Annotated in this window: 17 protein-coding genes, 2 tRNA genes and 1 pseudogene; 7 read left to right on the top strand and 13 right to left on the bottom strand. The window is 28.7% G+C overall.

Features of this window, described 5'->3' with window-relative positions:
- The 10 genes from atpH to GSH19_RS06370 all read right to left on the bottom strand — a co-directional run bounded on the left by atpH (position 1) and on the right by GSH19_RS06370 (position 7,879).
- On the bottom strand, positions 1-546 hold the full coding sequence (gene atpH, locus GSH19_RS06415; RefSeq protein ID WP_237027262.1) for an ATP synthase F1 subunit delta: 546 nt from the start codon (positions 544-546) through the stop codon (positions 1-3).
- A gap of 1 nt (position 547) precedes the next feature.
- The gene (gene atpF / locus GSH19_RS06410) at positions 548-1,057 is read right to left on the bottom strand and encodes a F0F1 ATP synthase subunit B (RefSeq protein WP_237027261.1); all 510 of its coding nucleotides are present in this window, start codon (positions 1,055-1,057) and stop codon (positions 548-550) included.
- 34 nt (positions 1,058-1,091) lie between these two features.
- Positions 1,092-1,304, bottom strand: coding sequence for a F0F1 ATP synthase subunit C (gene atpE / locus GSH19_RS06405; protein ID WP_237027260.1), 213 nt, complete (start codon positions 1,302-1,304; stop codon positions 1,092-1,094).
- A 28-nt stretch (positions 1,305-1,332) separates the two neighbouring features.
- Positions 1,333-2,046 (bottom strand): F0F1 ATP synthase subunit A, encoded by a 714-nt coding sequence (atpB, locus tag GSH19_RS06400; protein WP_237027259.1) that lies wholly within the window; start codon positions 2,044-2,046, stop codon positions 1,333-1,335.
- 272 nt (positions 2,047-2,318) lie between these two features.
- A complete protein-coding gene (gene upp / locus GSH19_RS06395) occupies positions 2,319-2,945 on the bottom strand; it encodes a uracil phosphoribosyltransferase (RefSeq protein ID WP_237027258.1) in 627 nt (208 codons plus the stop codon).
- Positions 2,946-3,003: 58 nt separating this feature from the next.
- Entirely contained in the window at positions 3,004-4,245 is a 1,242-nt protein-coding gene (gene glyA, locus GSH19_RS06390; RefSeq protein ID WP_237027257.1) for a serine hydroxymethyltransferase, read from the bottom strand.
- 81 nt (positions 4,246-4,326) lie between these two features.
- Complete coding sequence (locus GSH19_RS06385; protein ID WP_237027256.1) at positions 4,327-5,331, bottom strand: L-threonylcarbamoyladenylate synthase; 1,005 nt, start codon at positions 5,329-5,331, stop codon at positions 4,327-4,329.
- Position 5,332: 1 nt separating this feature from the next.
- Positions 5,333-6,199 (bottom strand): peptide chain release factor N(5)-glutamine methyltransferase, encoded by an 867-nt coding sequence (gene prmC / locus GSH19_RS06380; protein WP_237027255.1) that lies wholly within the window; start codon positions 6,197-6,199, stop codon positions 5,333-5,335.
- Positions 6,183-7,271, bottom strand: a complete 1,089-nt coding sequence (gene prfA, locus GSH19_RS06375) for a peptide chain release factor 1 (protein ID WP_237027345.1) — start codon at positions 7,269-7,271, stop codon at positions 6,183-6,185. The genes prmC and prfA overlap by 17 nt, the downstream gene beginning before the upstream one ends.
- Before the next feature lie 20 nt (positions 7,272-7,291).
- Complete coding sequence (locus tag GSH19_RS06370) at positions 7,292-7,879, bottom strand: thymidine kinase (protein WP_237027254.1); 588 nt, start codon at positions 7,877-7,879, stop codon at positions 7,292-7,294.
- 186 nt (positions 7,880-8,065) lie between these two features.
- Here GSH19_RS06370 and GSH19_RS06365 point away from each other — a divergent pair, with 186 nt between their 5' ends.
- Both GSH19_RS06365 and GSH19_RS06360 read left to right on the top strand, forming a co-directional pair.
- Positions 8,066-9,418, top strand: coding sequence for a Mur ligase family protein (locus GSH19_RS06365; RefSeq protein ID WP_237027253.1), 1,353 nt, complete (start codon positions 8,066-8,068; stop codon positions 9,416-9,418).
- On the top strand, positions 9,418-10,122 hold the full coding sequence (locus GSH19_RS06360) for a type 1 glutamine amidotransferase (RefSeq protein WP_237027252.1): 705 nt from the start codon (positions 9,418-9,420) through the stop codon (positions 10,120-10,122). The genes GSH19_RS06365 and GSH19_RS06360 overlap by 1 nt, the downstream gene beginning before the upstream one ends.
- Before the next feature lie 32 nt (positions 10,123-10,154).
- On the opposite strand, the gene GSH19_RS06355 is transcribed toward GSH19_RS06360, so the two are convergent.
- Positions 10,155-10,228 (bottom strand) — tRNA-Glu (locus GSH19_RS06355).
- Between the two features lie 85 nt (positions 10,229-10,313).
- On the opposite strand from GSH19_RS06355, the gene GSH19_RS06350 reads away from it, so the two are divergent.
- Positions 10,314-10,385 (top strand) — tRNA-Gln (locus GSH19_RS06350).
- Between the two features lie 42 nt (positions 10,386-10,427).
- Here the strand turns inward: GSH19_RS06350 and GSH19_RS06345 are convergent.
- The gene (locus GSH19_RS06345; RefSeq protein WP_237027251.1) at positions 10,428-10,979 is read right to left on the bottom strand and encodes a YiiX/YebB-like N1pC/P60 family cysteine hydrolase; all 552 of its coding nucleotides are present in this window, start codon (positions 10,977-10,979) and stop codon (positions 10,428-10,430) included.
- Between the two features lie 75 nt (positions 10,980-11,054).
- A pseudogene (locus GSH19_RS06340) lies at positions 11,055-11,571 on the bottom strand (DNA-3-methyladenine glycosylase I).
- An 89-nt stretch (positions 11,572-11,660) separates the two neighbouring features.
- Here GSH19_RS06340 and GSH19_RS06335 point away from each other — a divergent pair.
- From GSH19_RS06335 to GSH19_RS06320, 4 genes are all read left to right on the top strand, one after another.
- Positions 11,661-12,320 (top strand): hypothetical protein, encoded by a 660-nt coding sequence (locus GSH19_RS06335; protein WP_237027250.1) that lies wholly within the window; start codon positions 11,661-11,663, stop codon positions 12,318-12,320.
- 16 nt (positions 12,321-12,336) lie between these two features.
- Positions 12,337-12,708, top strand: a complete 372-nt coding sequence (locus GSH19_RS06330; RefSeq protein ID WP_237027249.1) for a YbgA family protein — start codon at positions 12,337-12,339, stop codon at positions 12,706-12,708.
- Positions 12,709-12,789: 81 nt separating this feature from the next.
- On the top strand, positions 12,790-13,713 hold the full coding sequence (locus GSH19_RS06325; protein WP_237027248.1) for an ABC transporter ATP-binding protein: 924 nt from the start codon (positions 12,790-12,792) through the stop codon (positions 13,711-13,713).
- A gap of 11 nt (positions 13,714-13,724) precedes the next feature.
- A complete protein-coding gene (locus tag GSH19_RS06320; protein ID WP_237027247.1) occupies positions 13,725-15,242 on the top strand; it encodes an ABC transporter permease/substrate-binding protein in 1,518 nt (505 codons plus the stop codon).
- Positions 15,243-15,244: the final 2 nt, after the last annotated feature.

The raw sequence follows: 15,244 nt of genomic DNA, 5'->3' as shown, positions 1-15,244 counted from the left end.
TTATTTTGATAAGAGTTGTCTAACACGATTAATCTTTGTGCGGATACTTCCATCATAAATAAAGTTTGCAGAATTCATTACCACACCACCGATGATATTTTCATCAATTTTAGTAGTTAATTCAACTGTGTTAGCTCCGATTCGCTTAGCAAATGAAGCTTTTAATTTTTCAATTTGGTCATCGTCTAATGCAATTGCTGTAACAGCTTCTGCTTGGACAATTCCATTATTTTTATTATTTAATTCACTAACTTCATCTATAATTGCAACCATATCATTGATTCGCCCATATTCATAGACCATTTCAATGCATCGTTTAACATATTCCGAAGAAATATTATCAAGCAAATTATTAAGTAATTCATGCTTTTGAGATTCAGTTAAAGTTACAGTTGATAAGGCAGTAATAAAAGTTGGATTATCAGTAATGATATTTCTTACTTCTTTTAACTCTGCAATACCATCTTCTAATTGATTATTAGACTGTAAAACAGAAAACAAAGCACTTGCATATCTTTTTGATGCAGTAATTTTGTCTAATGCCATATTAATCACCTAATCCTTTAATATAAGAATCAATCAAAGTTTTTTGATCTTCAGCACTTAATTCCTTTTTAATAATTTTGGAAGCAATTTCAATAGATAAATCAGCTACATCATTTTTAGTGCTAGCAAGTGCATCTTTTCGTTCTTGCTCGATATCTTTTTGAGCATTTTCTTTTAAAAGACTTGCATCACTTTTAGCATCAGAAATAATGTTTTCTCTACGTTCTTTACCGTCTTGAGTAGCTTTAGAAACAATTTCACTTGCTTCTGCATGAGAATTATTTAAAGCATCTTGACGTTCTTTAGCTAGCTTTTCAGCCTTATTTCTTGAATCTTCAGCAGAATCAATATCATTAGAAATTTTATTTGCACGTTCTTCCAACATTTTTGTAATTGGATCCCATGCAATTTTCCCAATAATAGCCATTAAAATTAAGAAACAAAGAGCAAAAAACACTGCATCACCAACGTTAAAACCCTGTGCGGATCCAACAATCAAGTGTGTAAACATCTATTGACACCTCCTTCATTAATTATTAAGTTAATTATTTGTTCATAACTAACATTGCAATAACGAAGGCTAAGATAGGCATAGCTTCAACTAAAGCAACCCCGATAAACATATTTGATCTCAAAGTACCTGAAAGTTCAGGTTGTCTTGCCATACCTTCTAACATTTTTGATACTAAGATACCATCACCGATACCACCACCGATAGCGGCACCTGCCATAGCAATTCCTGCAGCAATAGCTCCCATAATATAATCCTCCTAATAATTATATAAATTATTCCTCTTCATAAATTTTTTGAGAAACATAAACAGATGATAATGTTACAAATACGTAGGCTTGGATACTTCCAATGAAAATTGAAAATCCTTGCCAAAACATTTCAATTGGTGCAGCAACAATAAATGTTAATACACCGCCGGAAAATGCCATATTAGCAATTAAGCCTGCAAGCATTTCACCGGCAAAAATATTACCAAATAAACGAATTCCAAGAGTTAAGAAATTTGTTAACTCTTCAAAAATATTAATTGGTAAGAAGAAAGGTACAGGCTTTAAATAACCTTTAAAATGTTCTTTATATCCCATACGCTTTATACCAGAATATTGAGCCAATACAAGTGTAATCAAAGCAAAAGTCATTGGAATAACAGGATCAGCCGTTGGAGACTTAACATATGTAATTCCATTTACTTCGATGTGAGCGAAAAGCCCTAACATGTTAGCTATAAATATAAAACAAAATAGCGTGAAGGCCCAAAGACCGTAACCTTTGCTTTCTTTTCCAGGAATAGAAACTTTTACTAATCCATTAGTAAAATCAACTAACCATTCCAAAATATTTTGTTTCTTTCCAGGTCGTAAAGTTATACTTCTAGATAAGAAGAAAACTAGACCAATCAAGATTGCAAAAACGATTAAACCAGAAATAATATTTGCTGTATTAAAGGTTAATCCAAGAAATTCAAAGGTGCTCTTTGCTTCATCCACAAATTATCACCTCTCTTTCGCAATTATTATGTTCACAATTTCAATACCAACCTTAATAATTGCGATTATGTCTACAAAACTAGAATCAATATATATCCCTTGTAAACACTCAAAACTATACCACCATTACATGTAAAATTCAAAACAATTTTATTATAAATTTTATTTATGAAAACGCTATACTTCCCATTGTAGCAGCATTTTTGTCAAAAACTTTTAAAATGTTCATTGCACAAAAAATAAAAAGAGAAACGTTTTTAACGTTTCTCTTTTTATTTAGTTCCGAATAATCTATCCCCTGCATCACCAAGACCAGGAACAATATATCCATTTTCTAATTTTTCATCTAATGCAGCAGCATAAATATCAACATCTGGATGAGCTTCTTGAAGTGCTTTTACACCTTCAGGAGCAGAAACTAAACAAACAAACTTAATATTTTTTGCACCACGTTTTTTCAATGCATCAATCGCCATAATAGCAGAACCACCAGTAGCTAACATTGGATCTACAACAAAAACTTGTCTTTGATCAATATCTGATGGTAATTTAGCGAAATATTCATGTGGTTCAAGTGTTTCTTCATCACGATACATTCCAATATGGCCAACTTTAGCAGTAGGAATCAAATCTAAAATTCCATCAACCATTCCAATTCCAGCTCTTAAAATAGGAACAACTGCTAGCTTCTTACCAGCTAATTGTTTTGCATGGGCAATTCCTTCAGGAGTTTTAACATCAACTTCCTCAAGTGGCATATCACGTGAAAATTCAAAAGCCATCAAATTAGCAATTTCATTGACAACTTCCCTAAATTCTCTTGTACCACAATTTTCATCTCTTACAATTGTTAATTTATGTTGAATTAATGGATGATTCATTATATGAAGTTCGCCCATTCAAGTCACTCTCCCTATATTTTTTATCCATTATAACATATTTCGAGAGATTGATTAATTATCTTTTTATAGGTCTTTTATCACATAATTCTTTTACTTCTTTTTTAATATTTTCTAACACATCAGAATTATTATGATTTTTTATAGTTTCAATAATTAATTCTGCAACTTTGATACTATCTTCTTCATCAAATCCGCGTGATGTAATTGCTGGTGTACCTATTCTTAATCCACTTGTAACCATTGGACTTAATTTTTCATTTGGCAGAGCTTCTTTATTAGTTGTAATCATAACTGAATCTAATAAATTTTGTGCTTCTTTTCCATTTAATTCAGTTTTTGTTAAATCAATAGTTAATAAATGATTTTCAGTACCACCTGAAACAACTCTTATATATCCTGATTTTTCAAATGTATCGGCCATTGCAGTTGCATTTTTAAGAACTTGTTTACTATATTCTTTAAATTCAGGTTGTAGATCTTCAAAGAACATTGCTGCTTTTCCAGCAATAACATGTTCTAAAGGTCCACCTTGAGTTCCAGGAAATAAAGCAGAATTGATTTTTTTACCATATTTTTCTTGTGATAAAATCATTCCACCACGAGGGCCTCTTAAAGTTTTATGTGTAGTTGTTGTAACTACATCAGCAATTCCAATAGGACTTGGGTGTAATCCTGTAGCAACTAATCCAGCAATATGAGCCATATCAACCATTAAATATGCACCAATTTCATCAGCAATATCTCTAAATTTATTCCAATCAATAATTTGGCTATAAGCAGATGCTCCTGCAACGATCATTTTAGGCTTAATTTCTTTTGCCATTTTTAAAATTTCATCATAATCTAATTTTTCAGTTTCGTGATTTAATCCATATGAATACGATTCATATAATTTACCTGAAAAGTTAACTTTAGCACCATGAGTTAAGTGACCACCTGCATTTAAATCCATCCCCAAAATACGATCACCTGGTTTCAAAAAGCTAGCATAGGCTGCTTGATTGGCTTGTGATCCGGAATGTGGTTGTACATTAACATATTCAGCATGAAATAATTCTTTTGCACGATCAATTGCAATTGATTCGATGACATCTATATACTGACATCCACCATAATATCGTTTTCCAGGATAACCTTCAGCATATTTGTTAGTTAAAATAGAACCCTGAGCATTTCTAACAGCTTCTGAAACAATATTTTCTGAAGCAATTAATTCTATCGTGTTTTCTTGACGAACTTTTTCGTTATCAATTGCTTCCCATAATTTTGTATCTGCACTTCTATAATCCAAACTCATAAATGACCACTCCTTCAAAATTAGGTTAAAAGTTAACCATTACATTAATTTTAACAGAAATAGTTCGTGAATTGTATTGTTTTATGAAAAATATTCGTTACCCGCAGATTTTAATAAGCGATTCATATATGCAGCACCCATTCCTTCATCTGAAAACGATTGTACTAAAATATTTGCAAGCTTATGATCATCAAAATTTCTTAGACCATCAAATAAGAAATGACTAGCAGATGTCACACTTTTACCTAAAGAAAATATTGTTGTATTTTTTGGCCAATCATATTTTTCAATTACATCATCAGTTGCCATAATTCCAATCATTTCATTTTGCTGATTAATCCAAGAAATCACATCTGACCAGTTACTTTTAACAATTTGAACCTTTGCTTCAGGAGCATAATGGCGATACTTCATCCCTGGTGCTTTAGGAACATCAGCTGCAGAAAGATGTACATTACTATTTGAAATCTTTCCAATCACTTTTTCAATGTCTTTTTCAGTAACAGCACCTGGACGTAATATTACAGGTTCGTCAACTGACATATCTAAAACAGTTGATTCAATTCCATATTTAGTTTGTCCATCATCTAAAATTCCATCAATTTTTTTATTTAAATCGTGATAAACGTGCAAAGCCGTCGTTGGACTCGGTTTACCTGAAGTATTTGCAGAAGGACCAACAATTGGAACTCCTGCCTTTTCAATCATTTTAGTAGTAACTGGTTGATTAGGATTTCTAAATGCAGCAGTTTGTAGTCCCCCTGTAACAACTTTAGGTAAAACTCCATCTTTTATTTTTAAAATAATAGTTAAAGGTCCAGGCCAGAAACTATTCATTAATTTTTTTGTTTTTTCATCCAAATGATCAACATACTTTTCAACTGTCTCCACATCAGCAACATGTACTATTAAAGGATTATCACTTGGTCTTCCTTTAGCTTTGTATACCTTTTCTACAGCAGTTGCGTTTGTTGCATCTGCACCTAACCCATAAACTGTTTCAGTTGGAAAAGAAACTAATTTACCATCTCTAATTAAATCAGCAGCTTCTTGAATTTGATTTGATTTTAAAATTTTTGTTTCCATTTTAATTACTTCTTTCTAGTTTAATATGAACGATTCGATCTGTTCCATTAATATCCTGAAAAACATCTACTCTACTATTAGTTAAATATTGGTTAGCTAAATGTTTTAATGATTTAGCTTGATTAAATCCTATTTCAAAATATATTTCTCCATCTGACTTTAAATAATTGGAACTTCGCTTCAAAATTTTATCATAAATATATAGACCATTGTTTTCAGCAAATAACGCAAGATGAGGTTCATATTGCATTACACTTTTATCCATTAAATCAATTTCATCAAAACTAATATACGGTGGGTTAGAGACAATTAAATCAAAATCATAAATATTTATTGATTCAAATACATCACTTTTAAAAAAATTAATCTTTGAATCAACAATTTCATCAGCATTTAACTGAGCTATTTCTAAAGAATCAGATGAAATATCTGCAGCAAAAACCTCCCAATTAGGACGCTCTTTCTTTAAACTAATTGCTATCGCTCCACTACCTGTTCCAATATCTAAAATTTTTAGAGAATCTTCTTGATGTTCTTTTAAGATTAAATCAACCAATTCTTCAGTTTCTGGCCTTGGAATCAAAACTTTTGGATTAACAAAAAGCTCATTTCCGTAAAAATAAGCTTTTTTGATTATATATTGAGCTGGTTCTCCATTAATATATCTTGTTAATTGTTCATTTAATTTATTTAAATCATTACCATCCAAAGTATCTCGATAATGACTTAATAACTGAGCTTGACTCCAATGAAAGTAATTCAAGATAAACATTGATGCTACTTCAGGATTAAGATCAACATTACTAATTTTTTCTTCCCATTTTTTTAAATATGAAAAAATAATTTCCGAATTACATTTCTGATTCATTTAATTCTTCCAATTTCTTAGCTTGATCAGAAACAATTAAAGCATCAATTATTTCATTTAAATCACCAGCTATTACTTTATCCAATTTATTTAAGGTTAATCCAATACGATGATCAGTTACACGATTTTGTGGGAAGTTGTAAGTTCTAATTCTTTCTGAACGATCACCACTACCAATTGCAGACTTTCTTTCAGCCGCATATTGATCTTGTTCTTGTTGTGCAAAATAATCATAGACACGAGCCTTTAAAACCTTCATAGCTTTTTCTCTATTTTGTTGTTGTGATCTTTCATCTTGCATTGCAACCACAATTCCTGTTGGCAAGTGGGTCATTCTAACCGCAGAAGAAGTTTTATTAACGTGTTGTCCACCGGCACCAGATGCACGATAAACATCAGTTTTAACATCAGCTGGATCAATCGTAATATCAACATCTTCTTCTTCTGGCATTACACCAACAGTTGCAGTTGATGTATGAACACGTCCAGCAGATTCAGTTGAGGGCACTCTTTGTACACGATGTGCCCCATTTTCGTATTTAAGTTTCGAATAAACCTTATCACCATTAATCATAATTGCAATTTCTTTAAATCCACCAACTTCAGTTGCAGTTGAATCAATCACTTGAGTACTCCAACCTTGTTGTTCTGCATAACGAATATACATGTCATAAAGATCTGCGGCAAATAAACTACCCTCATCACCACCAGCAGCTCCTCTAATTTCCATAATAATATTTTTATCATCATTAGGATCTTTAGGAATTAACATAATCTTTAATTGTTCTTCCAATTGATCTTTTTGCTCTTTTAAATCAGTAATTTCTGCTTTTACCATTGTATCCATCTCTGGATCCAATTTTTCTCTTAATAATTCTTCATTATCATCTAATTGTGAAACAACTTCTTGATATTTATGATAAGTATCTACAGTTTCTCTCAAACTTCCTTCTTCTTTAGATAATTTCATAAATCTTTTTGTATCAGAGATTACATCAGGGTCAGAAATAAGTTCATTTAATTCACTATAACGATCTGCTACTGATTGTAATCGACTAAAAATTTTATCTATATCGGCCATTGTTTTCTCCTTTATTTTTTAATATCTGGATGATTGTAATGTTTTCTACATACTGGATAATAAGATTCATTTCCACCAACTTGTACTTGATCACCCTCATAAATTGGTTTCCCATCATGAAATCTTAAATTCATAATTGCTTTACTTTCACAGAACCAACAAATAGTCTTCATTTCTTCAATTTTATCTGCATATAAAAGTAATGCTTCAGAACCTTCAAAAAGATGATTTTGAAAATCATTTTTTAATCCAAATGTCATTACTGGAATATTATATTTATCTACAATTTTAGCTAATTCGACTACATGATGTCTTTTTAAAAATTGAGCTTCATCAACTAGAATACAACTTATTTTTTTACCAATCACTTCAGCATTAGCTAAAAATAAATTATGAATATTTGTATCTTCTTTAATTGAAATTGCAGGCCTTTTTAAACCTATTCTTGATTCCACAATGTCGCCTTCAGATCTAGTATCAACTGCACTAGTCATTATAATTACAGACTTTCCTTGTTCTTCATAATTATGAGCAACTTTTATTATTTCAATGGTTTTACCACTATTCATTGCACCATATCTAAAAAATAATTGTGCCAAAAAAATCACTCTTTCTAAACGTATTTACACAATCATATTATATCTAATTATAACAAAAGTTGCATGCTTATTTATGATTTTTTATTTTTTAGTTAATATATAGTCAATTAAAATACATAAAGATTTAATTATGCTAAAATATAGCAATACATTAATCGAATAATATCACTAGGAGCGTGAATTACCATGTCATTAAGAAGTCAATTTGCAACATTCATGGGAAAATCTTCATATTGGGTTTTACATAATTTCTTTAAAGGAGGAAGTTCCCTTCCAGGTAAAATAACAACTAAAATTGATCCAAATATTTTATCACATTTTGGTGAGCAATATGATGTAGTAATTGTTACTGGTACAAATGGTAAAACTTTAACAACTGCATTAATTGTACAAACTTTAAAAGAAAAATACGACAATATTCTAACTAACCCAACTGGATCAAATATGGAACAAGGAATTGTTTCAACATTTATTAAAGATAAAAAAAGATCAAAAAATCAAAAAAATCTTGCTGTTCTAGAAGTTGATGAAGCAAACGTTGAGAAAATCGTTAAATTCATTAAACCTAAATATTTTGTCTTAACTAATATTTTCCGTGATCAACTTGATCGTTATGGTGAAATATACACAACTTATCAAAAAATATTAGATGGAATTAAACTTGCACCTGAAGCAAAAGTAATTGCTAATGGTGATGCTTCAATTTTTAATTCAAAAGAAATTAGTAATCAACAAATTTTTTATGGATTTAAGAATGAAAATACTAATATTGATATGAAAGCTTCACCTAATACCGACGGGGTTGTTTGTCCAGTTTGTCATCATATTATGCACTTTCATGAAATAACATATGGAAACTTAGGTGATTTTTTCTGTCCTAATTGTAATTTCAAACGTCCACAATTAAAATATGAATTAACCAAAATTAATGAAATGACACCAGTTAGTTCTAATTTTGATATCGATGATTTTTCTTATGAAATTAAAGTTGGTGGAACTTATAATATCTACAACGCTTTAGCTGCTTATTCGATTGGTAGAGAATTTGATATTACAAAAGATCAAATTAAAAATGCTTTTCAAAAAAACGAACGAGTTTTTGGTAGACAAGAAGAAATTCAAATTAAAGATAAAAAAATAACAATTGTTTTAGTTAAAAATCCAGTTGGTTTAAATCAAGTAATTGATTTAATTAGTAAAGAAAAAGACCCATTTTCTTTTGTAGGTCTTTTAAATGCTAACTATGCTGATGGAATTGATACAAGTTGGATTTGGGATGGTGAATTTGAACGGTTAAATGATATGAATATCAGTAAATTTATTACTGGTGGTCAAAGATATAAAGACATCACTTTTAGATTAAAAGCCGCTGGTATTCCTTCAGAAAAACATATCGTTGAACCTGATATTAATAAAGTTGTTGATCAAATAACTTCATTACCAACCAAAAAAGTTTATGTATTAGCCACTTATACTGCAATGCTTCAAATGAGAAAAATTCTTGCAAATAAAGGTTATATTGATGGGGGAATGGGATAATGACACTTTCTTTAAAAATTGCACATTTATATGGTGATTTAATGAACACCTATGGTGATATTGGAAATATCATTGCTTTAAAATACTATGGAAAACAAATTGGTGTCGAAGTAACATCTGAAATAGTAAGTCTAGAAGAAAATTTTAAAGCTGAAGATTATGATATTGCTGTCTTTGGTGGTGGTCAAGATTTTGAACAAAGTGTCGTTGCCAAAGACTTAACTAATAAAAAAAATGAAATAACTAAATTCATCGAAAATAATGGAAATATGATTGCAATTTGCGGTGGATATCAAATGTTAGGTCATTACTACATTGATGCTGATGGAAATAAATTACCAGGAATTGGTGCATTAGACCATCATACTGAACAACAAGATAATCATCGATTCATTGGAAATGTTTTAATCAAAAATGAAGAAACTGGTCAAGAATATAAAGGCTTTGAAAATCATCAAGGAATTACCTTTACAGGAAAAGATGAAAGACCACTTGGTGATATTATTAATGGTAACGGTAATAATGGAACTGATAATTTTGAAGGTGCTATTTACAAAAATACCTACTGTACTTATTTTCATGGACCTGTTCTAGCTCGTAATGGAAATTTAGCTAAACGTATTTTATTCAGTGCTTTAAAGCAAAAATATCCTAACGTCGATTTCACAGAATCAGAAAACAATTTAGAAATTTATCAATACTAAAAAAACGTTCTTTAACAAGAACGCTTTTTTTATTACCCGAACGAGACTCGAACTCGTAACTCCGCCTTGAGAGGGCGACGTCTTAAACCAGTTTGACCACCGGGCATTAACAATGACTAAGACTACGCTTTAATTAATTGATTGTCAAATTGACATCAATCAATTTTAGTAATAAGATTAACAATTGTTAATGGGTATTCGCCAAATGGTAAGGCAACGGACTCTGAATCCGTAATCTACTGGTTCGATCCCAGTATACCCAATCTTTTAAAATACGAATATAATCAAAAAGAAAAAAAGGCTACTCAATGAGTAGCCTTTTTATTTATATTTTCAACAAATCGAATTGCATCACTTTTTATTAAAGAATTTGGACTACTTCCTAAATCATTAAATGGAATCTTCATATTATATTCCTCATAATATTTAGTCCAACTATCTAATGTCTCTTTGTCTTTACCAAATTGTAATTTAATAGGTTTAAAAATATTTTCATTAGCAAAAGACTTAATAATCAATTCAGAACAATACAAACCATTACCATTTTGTGTAAAAGTATTATTATAAGGTTCACCTAAAAACTTAAAAGCATTTTTTATAACTTCTTTATCGTTAAATTTTATCTTCACTCTATATAAATCTATCTCATATTCAACATTATCAGTTATAAATTCAGCCAAAGATCTTTTTATAACTCCCCTACTTGGTATTGATTCAATTACATTAAAATTATTATCATAATCAATATAAAGGATTGCAACATGATTATAAGAAAATACTTCAGATGTACTTTTTATTATTAATTTAGAAAATAAATTACTTCTATCACTTATAAAGAGTAAATCACCATTTTTCAAAATCTTACCTTTTCAATATTCATATATGTAATTAAACCCCTTTTATATTTTTTCAGTATACTATATTATTTAAAGTTATTTTATTTTATCTTGGATAACTCCTATTGCTTGCAAAAAACTATAAGATGTTACTGGTCCAAAAAAATTAATCCCTCTTTTTTTTAAATCTTTAACAAATTTATTTGAAAGATCTGATTTACTTGGTATTTCAGAAAAATCATTATAATAATTTTTAACCACCTTAAAATTAGTAAATCTCCAAATATAATTATAAAAAGAACCAAATTCTAATTGAATTTCTTTAATAACCTTTGCATTATTTACAATAGCTGATAATTTAGCTCGATGTTTAATTAATTGATCATTATTTAATAATCCGTCCACATAGTTATCAGATAATTGGGTTAATGTTAAAATCATAAAATGCTTTTCGAAATGCATCCCGTTTTTTTAAAACAATCTCCCAACTCAATCCTGCTTGTAAGGATTCTAGTGTTAATGCTTCAAATAACTGATCATCATTTTTAATCACTTTCCCCCACTCATTTACATAATAATCATTTAATTCTTTACTTTTTTCAAACCATTCCATAAATATACCTCAATTCAAATTTGTTTAGTGTTTTAAGATATTTGATATAATTAATTTATAAAAAATTTATTAAGATAGGAAGATTAATAATGAAGAATATATTTAATATGGAAAAAATAATCAACATTTGGCTACCAATCTTAGGATTAATTATTTCTTTGAGCTTATTATTTGCCAAAGGATCTTTTAAAGCAATTCTAGCTGCAATAATTTTTATTGCTTTTTATATTTCTATTTATATAATTAATCAAAAAGAAAAACAACCAAAAGAACTAGCAGAGAATTCATTAACTTTTTCAAAATCAATAATTCAAAAATTTAAAAATATTTTTGATCTAAATACCTTCTTAAAGATTTGGATTCCTTTAATTGGATTAGTTACAACAATTTTAATTATCGTATTTAATATTTTAGAAAAAGGTATTACAAGTGCAATTGTCTTCATAATATTTTATATCATTTTAAATCTACACCAACTAGATGATGTTAAAAATATTAAATTACCTTCTTCAGACAGTATTTCAAAATCAAAGCAATCGATAATCTCAACATATAATTATATTAAAAAGATCATTGGAAAAGAAGCATTCATAAATTTTTGGATTCCTGTAGTAGGATTAATCTTCTCATTGTTTTTAATTATCAAAGGCAGATCAGTTGATGCAATAATTGCTGCTGTAATTTTCTTGATTTTTTATTTTGTTATTAATCCTCAAAAAATAAAAGACTTAATAAATACCAAAAATTAATTAAGGTGGTGTTACTTTGAATTCATGGCAAAATGACTGGGCATATAATAAGTATTATGTAATGTCCAAATCACAAAACATGTATAATCAAATTAGAAACCTCGCTAGTAATAATAATTGGAATGATGAAAAGGAAAAAGAATATCAAGAATTAATTTCTGAGGCTGAACACTTAACTCCCACTATTAGTTCGTTAAAAAATACTTACCAACATGTTTGGGGTTATTTTAAAAAGAAATGCACAAAAGAAGAAAAAGATAACTATATGAGATTAATCAATGAAGTAACTTTGGAAGATGATGAACTAGCACATTTTCTCAAGGATTTAACTTACAAATATGAAATAAAATACCTTATTAATTCAAGATTAATCCAAGAAATAAAATAATCTTATGAAATTAATCTGAAAAACGTTACAATTAAGCATCGTTAATTGTAGCGTTTTTTTATAAAAAGGAAGTACTTAAATATGATTGAATTTAACCACGTAAAAAAAATTATTAATAATAAAACTATTATCAATGATTTTTCCATACAAATTAAAACTAACGAATTATTTATTTTAGTTGGACCTTCAGGTTCAGGTAAAACTACTCTCTTAAAAATGATTAATCAGTTAAATAAACCATCTAGTGGTGAAATTTTAATTAACAATAATAATTTACAAAACATCAATATTAATCAATTAAGACACAATATTGGATATGTACTTCAATCAAGTGCTTTATTTCCAAATATGAATGTATTTGAAAACTCAGCAATTCAATTAATTAATTTAAAATGGAACAAAAAAGAGCAACAAGAGAGAATTGAAGAATTATTAAATTTGGTTGGATTAAATCCTTTAAAATTTATGTCAAAAATGCCAAATGAATTATCAGGTGGTGAAGCACAAAGAGTTGGAATTGTTAGAGCTTTAGCTTCAAATCCATCAATTGTATTAATGGACGAACCCTTTAGCGCATTAGATCCTATATCTAAAACACAACTACAAGACTTAATTCTAAAATTACATCATAAATTAGATACTACTTTTGTATTCGTTACACATGATATGAATGAAGCTGTAAAATTAGGTGATCGAATTGCAATTATTAAAGAAGGAAATCTTCAACAAATTGGTACTCCTAAAGAAATTATGGCAGCTCCAAATAATAATTTTATTAAAAAATTTATTTCCGACAACGTTAAACATATTGATTATATGAATCAAGTTGTCAAAGAAAAATATGGAACTGATATAAAACCAAATAAAACAATCGAGGCATTAGATAAATATCAAACAATAAACGATTGGGCAAAAGAAATATCAAAAAATCCAGATATTGTAATTAAAGTAGAAAATAGATATTTGACTAGTAATGATTTAATCAACTATCTTGCAAATAAATGAGGTATCTAAAAATGAAATCATTATTAAATTATATTTTAAATAACCAACATTCAATTTTAAATGCTCTTTTACAACATTTAGAAATTGCATTAATCGCTCTATTTATTACAGTAATTACTGCAATTCCTTTAGCTGTTATCTTAATTAATCATTCAAAAATTGCTAATTTGATTTTATACTTAGCTAGTATTATACAAACCATTCCTAGTTTAGCCATCCTAGGACTTTTAATTCCATTCATTGGAATTGGAAAACTACCAGCAATTATCGCATTAGTAGCATATGCAATAATGCCAGTATTTCAAAATACATATACTGGTTTAACAAATATTGATCCTAATTTAATTGAGGTTTCAGAAGCACTTGGAATTTCCAAACGATTTAAATTATTTAAAATTCAATTTCCACTTGCCTTTCCTTCAATTATTTCAGGAATTAGAATTGCAACAGTAATGATTATTGGTACAACTACCTTAGCTGCTCTTATCGGTGGTGGTGGGCTTGGTACTTTCATCCTATCTGGAATACAAAGCAATGATAATAATGCACTTTTAGTTGGAGCAATTTTATCAGCTATTCTTGCCATTTTGGCTAATCTTTTAATTAAAATATTAAGCAAAATTTCTTTAAAAAAAGTATTAATCACCTTAACTATTTTTATTATTTTAATAATTGGATTAACTGGTTATTCTTCTATTAAAAATAGCCAACAAAAAACTGTCACAATTGCTGGAAAGCTTGGTGGAGAACCTGATATTTTAATCAATATGTATAAAGAATTAATCAAAAATAATGACCCTAATATACAAGTCATAACTAAACCTAACTTTGGTGGAACAACCTTCTTATTTAAAGCATTACAAAATAACAATATTGATATTTACCCAGAATTTACTGGAACCGTTTTGCAAACAATTGTAAAAGACAATTCAATTAGTCATAATCCCAAAATAACTTATAAAATAGCAAAAAATGAGCTATCAGAAAAATATAAAATGGACTATCTTAATCCAATGAAATATCAAAATAATTACGGGATTGCTGTTAAAAAATCTGTTGCTAAAAAATACAATTTACACAATATTTCAGATTTAAAAATGCATAGTAATTTACAAGCTGGTTTTGATACTGATTTTTCAAATCAAGTCGATGGATATCCTGGATTAAAGAAACGATACGATTTGCATTTTACATCTGTTAAAGTAATGGAATCATCATTAAGATATCAAGCTTTAGCAAACAAAAAGATTGATATTACAGACGCTTATACAACTGATCCGCAAATTAAACAATATAATTTAGTTATTTTAAAAGATGATAAGAAATTCTTCCCTCCTTATCAAGGAGCTCCACTAATGAATAAAGAATTTTCCAAAGATAATCCTAAAATTGTTAAAAATTTAAATAAGCTTAAAGATAAAATTTCAAATAAAGATATGCAAAATATGAATTACTTAGTAACAATTAAACATCAAAAAGCTAATCAAGTTGCTCATAACTTTTTACAAAAAGAAAAATTAATCAAATAAAA

Source organism: Lactobacillus sp. S2-2 (assembly GCF_021698855.1).
In the GTDB taxonomy this organism is placed as follows: Bacteria; Bacillota; Bacilli; order Lactobacillales; family Lactobacillaceae; genus Fructilactobacillus.
The sequence above is the reverse complement of the archived record's forward strand: the minus strand, read 5'-3'. Positions and strand labels throughout refer to the sequence as shown.

Bases quoted from the DNA above. Each gene is read 5' to 3' on its own strand.
- GSH19_RS06360 (WP_237027252.1), top strand. From the start codon at position 9,418: ATGACACTTTCTTTAAAAATTGCACATTTATATGGTGATTTAATGAAC.
- GSH19_RS06320 (WP_237027247.1), top strand. From the start codon at position 13,725: ATGAAATCATTATTAAATTATATTTTAAATAACCAACATTCAATTTTA.
- atpE (WP_237027260.1), bottom strand. From the start codon at position 1,304: ATGGGAGCTATTGCTGCAGGAATTGCTATGGCAGGTGCCGCTATCGGT.
- upp (WP_237027258.1), bottom strand. From the start codon at position 2,945: ATGGGCGAACTTCATATAATGAATCATCCATTAATTCAACATAAATTA.
- atpH (WP_237027262.1), bottom strand. From the start codon at position 546: ATGGCATTAGACAAAATTACTGCATCAAAAAGATATGCAAGTGCTTTG.
- GSH19_RS06325 (WP_237027248.1), top strand. From the start codon at position 12,790: ATGATTGAATTTAACCACGTAAAAAAAATTATTAATAATAAAACTATT.
- glyA (WP_237027257.1), bottom strand. From the start codon at position 4,245: ATGAGTTTGGATTATAGAAGTGCAGATACAAAATTATGGGAAGCAATT.
- GSH19_RS06365 (WP_237027253.1), top strand. From the start codon at position 8,066: ATGTCATTAAGAAGTCAATTTGCAACATTCATGGGAAAATCTTCATAT.
- prmC (WP_237027255.1), bottom strand. From the start codon at position 6,199: ATGAATCAGAAATGTAATTCGGAAATTATTTTTTCATATTTAAAAAAA.
- GSH19_RS06335 (WP_237027250.1), top strand. From the start codon at position 11,661: ATGAAGAATATATTTAATATGGAAAAAATAATCAACATTTGGCTACCA.
- GSH19_RS06385 (WP_237027256.1), bottom strand. From the start codon at position 5,331: ATGGAAACAAAAATTTTAAAATCAAATCAAATTCAAGAAGCTGCTGAT.
- atpF (WP_237027261.1), bottom strand. From the start codon at position 1,057: ATGTTTACACACTTGATTGTTGGATCCGCACAGGGTTTTAACGTTGGT.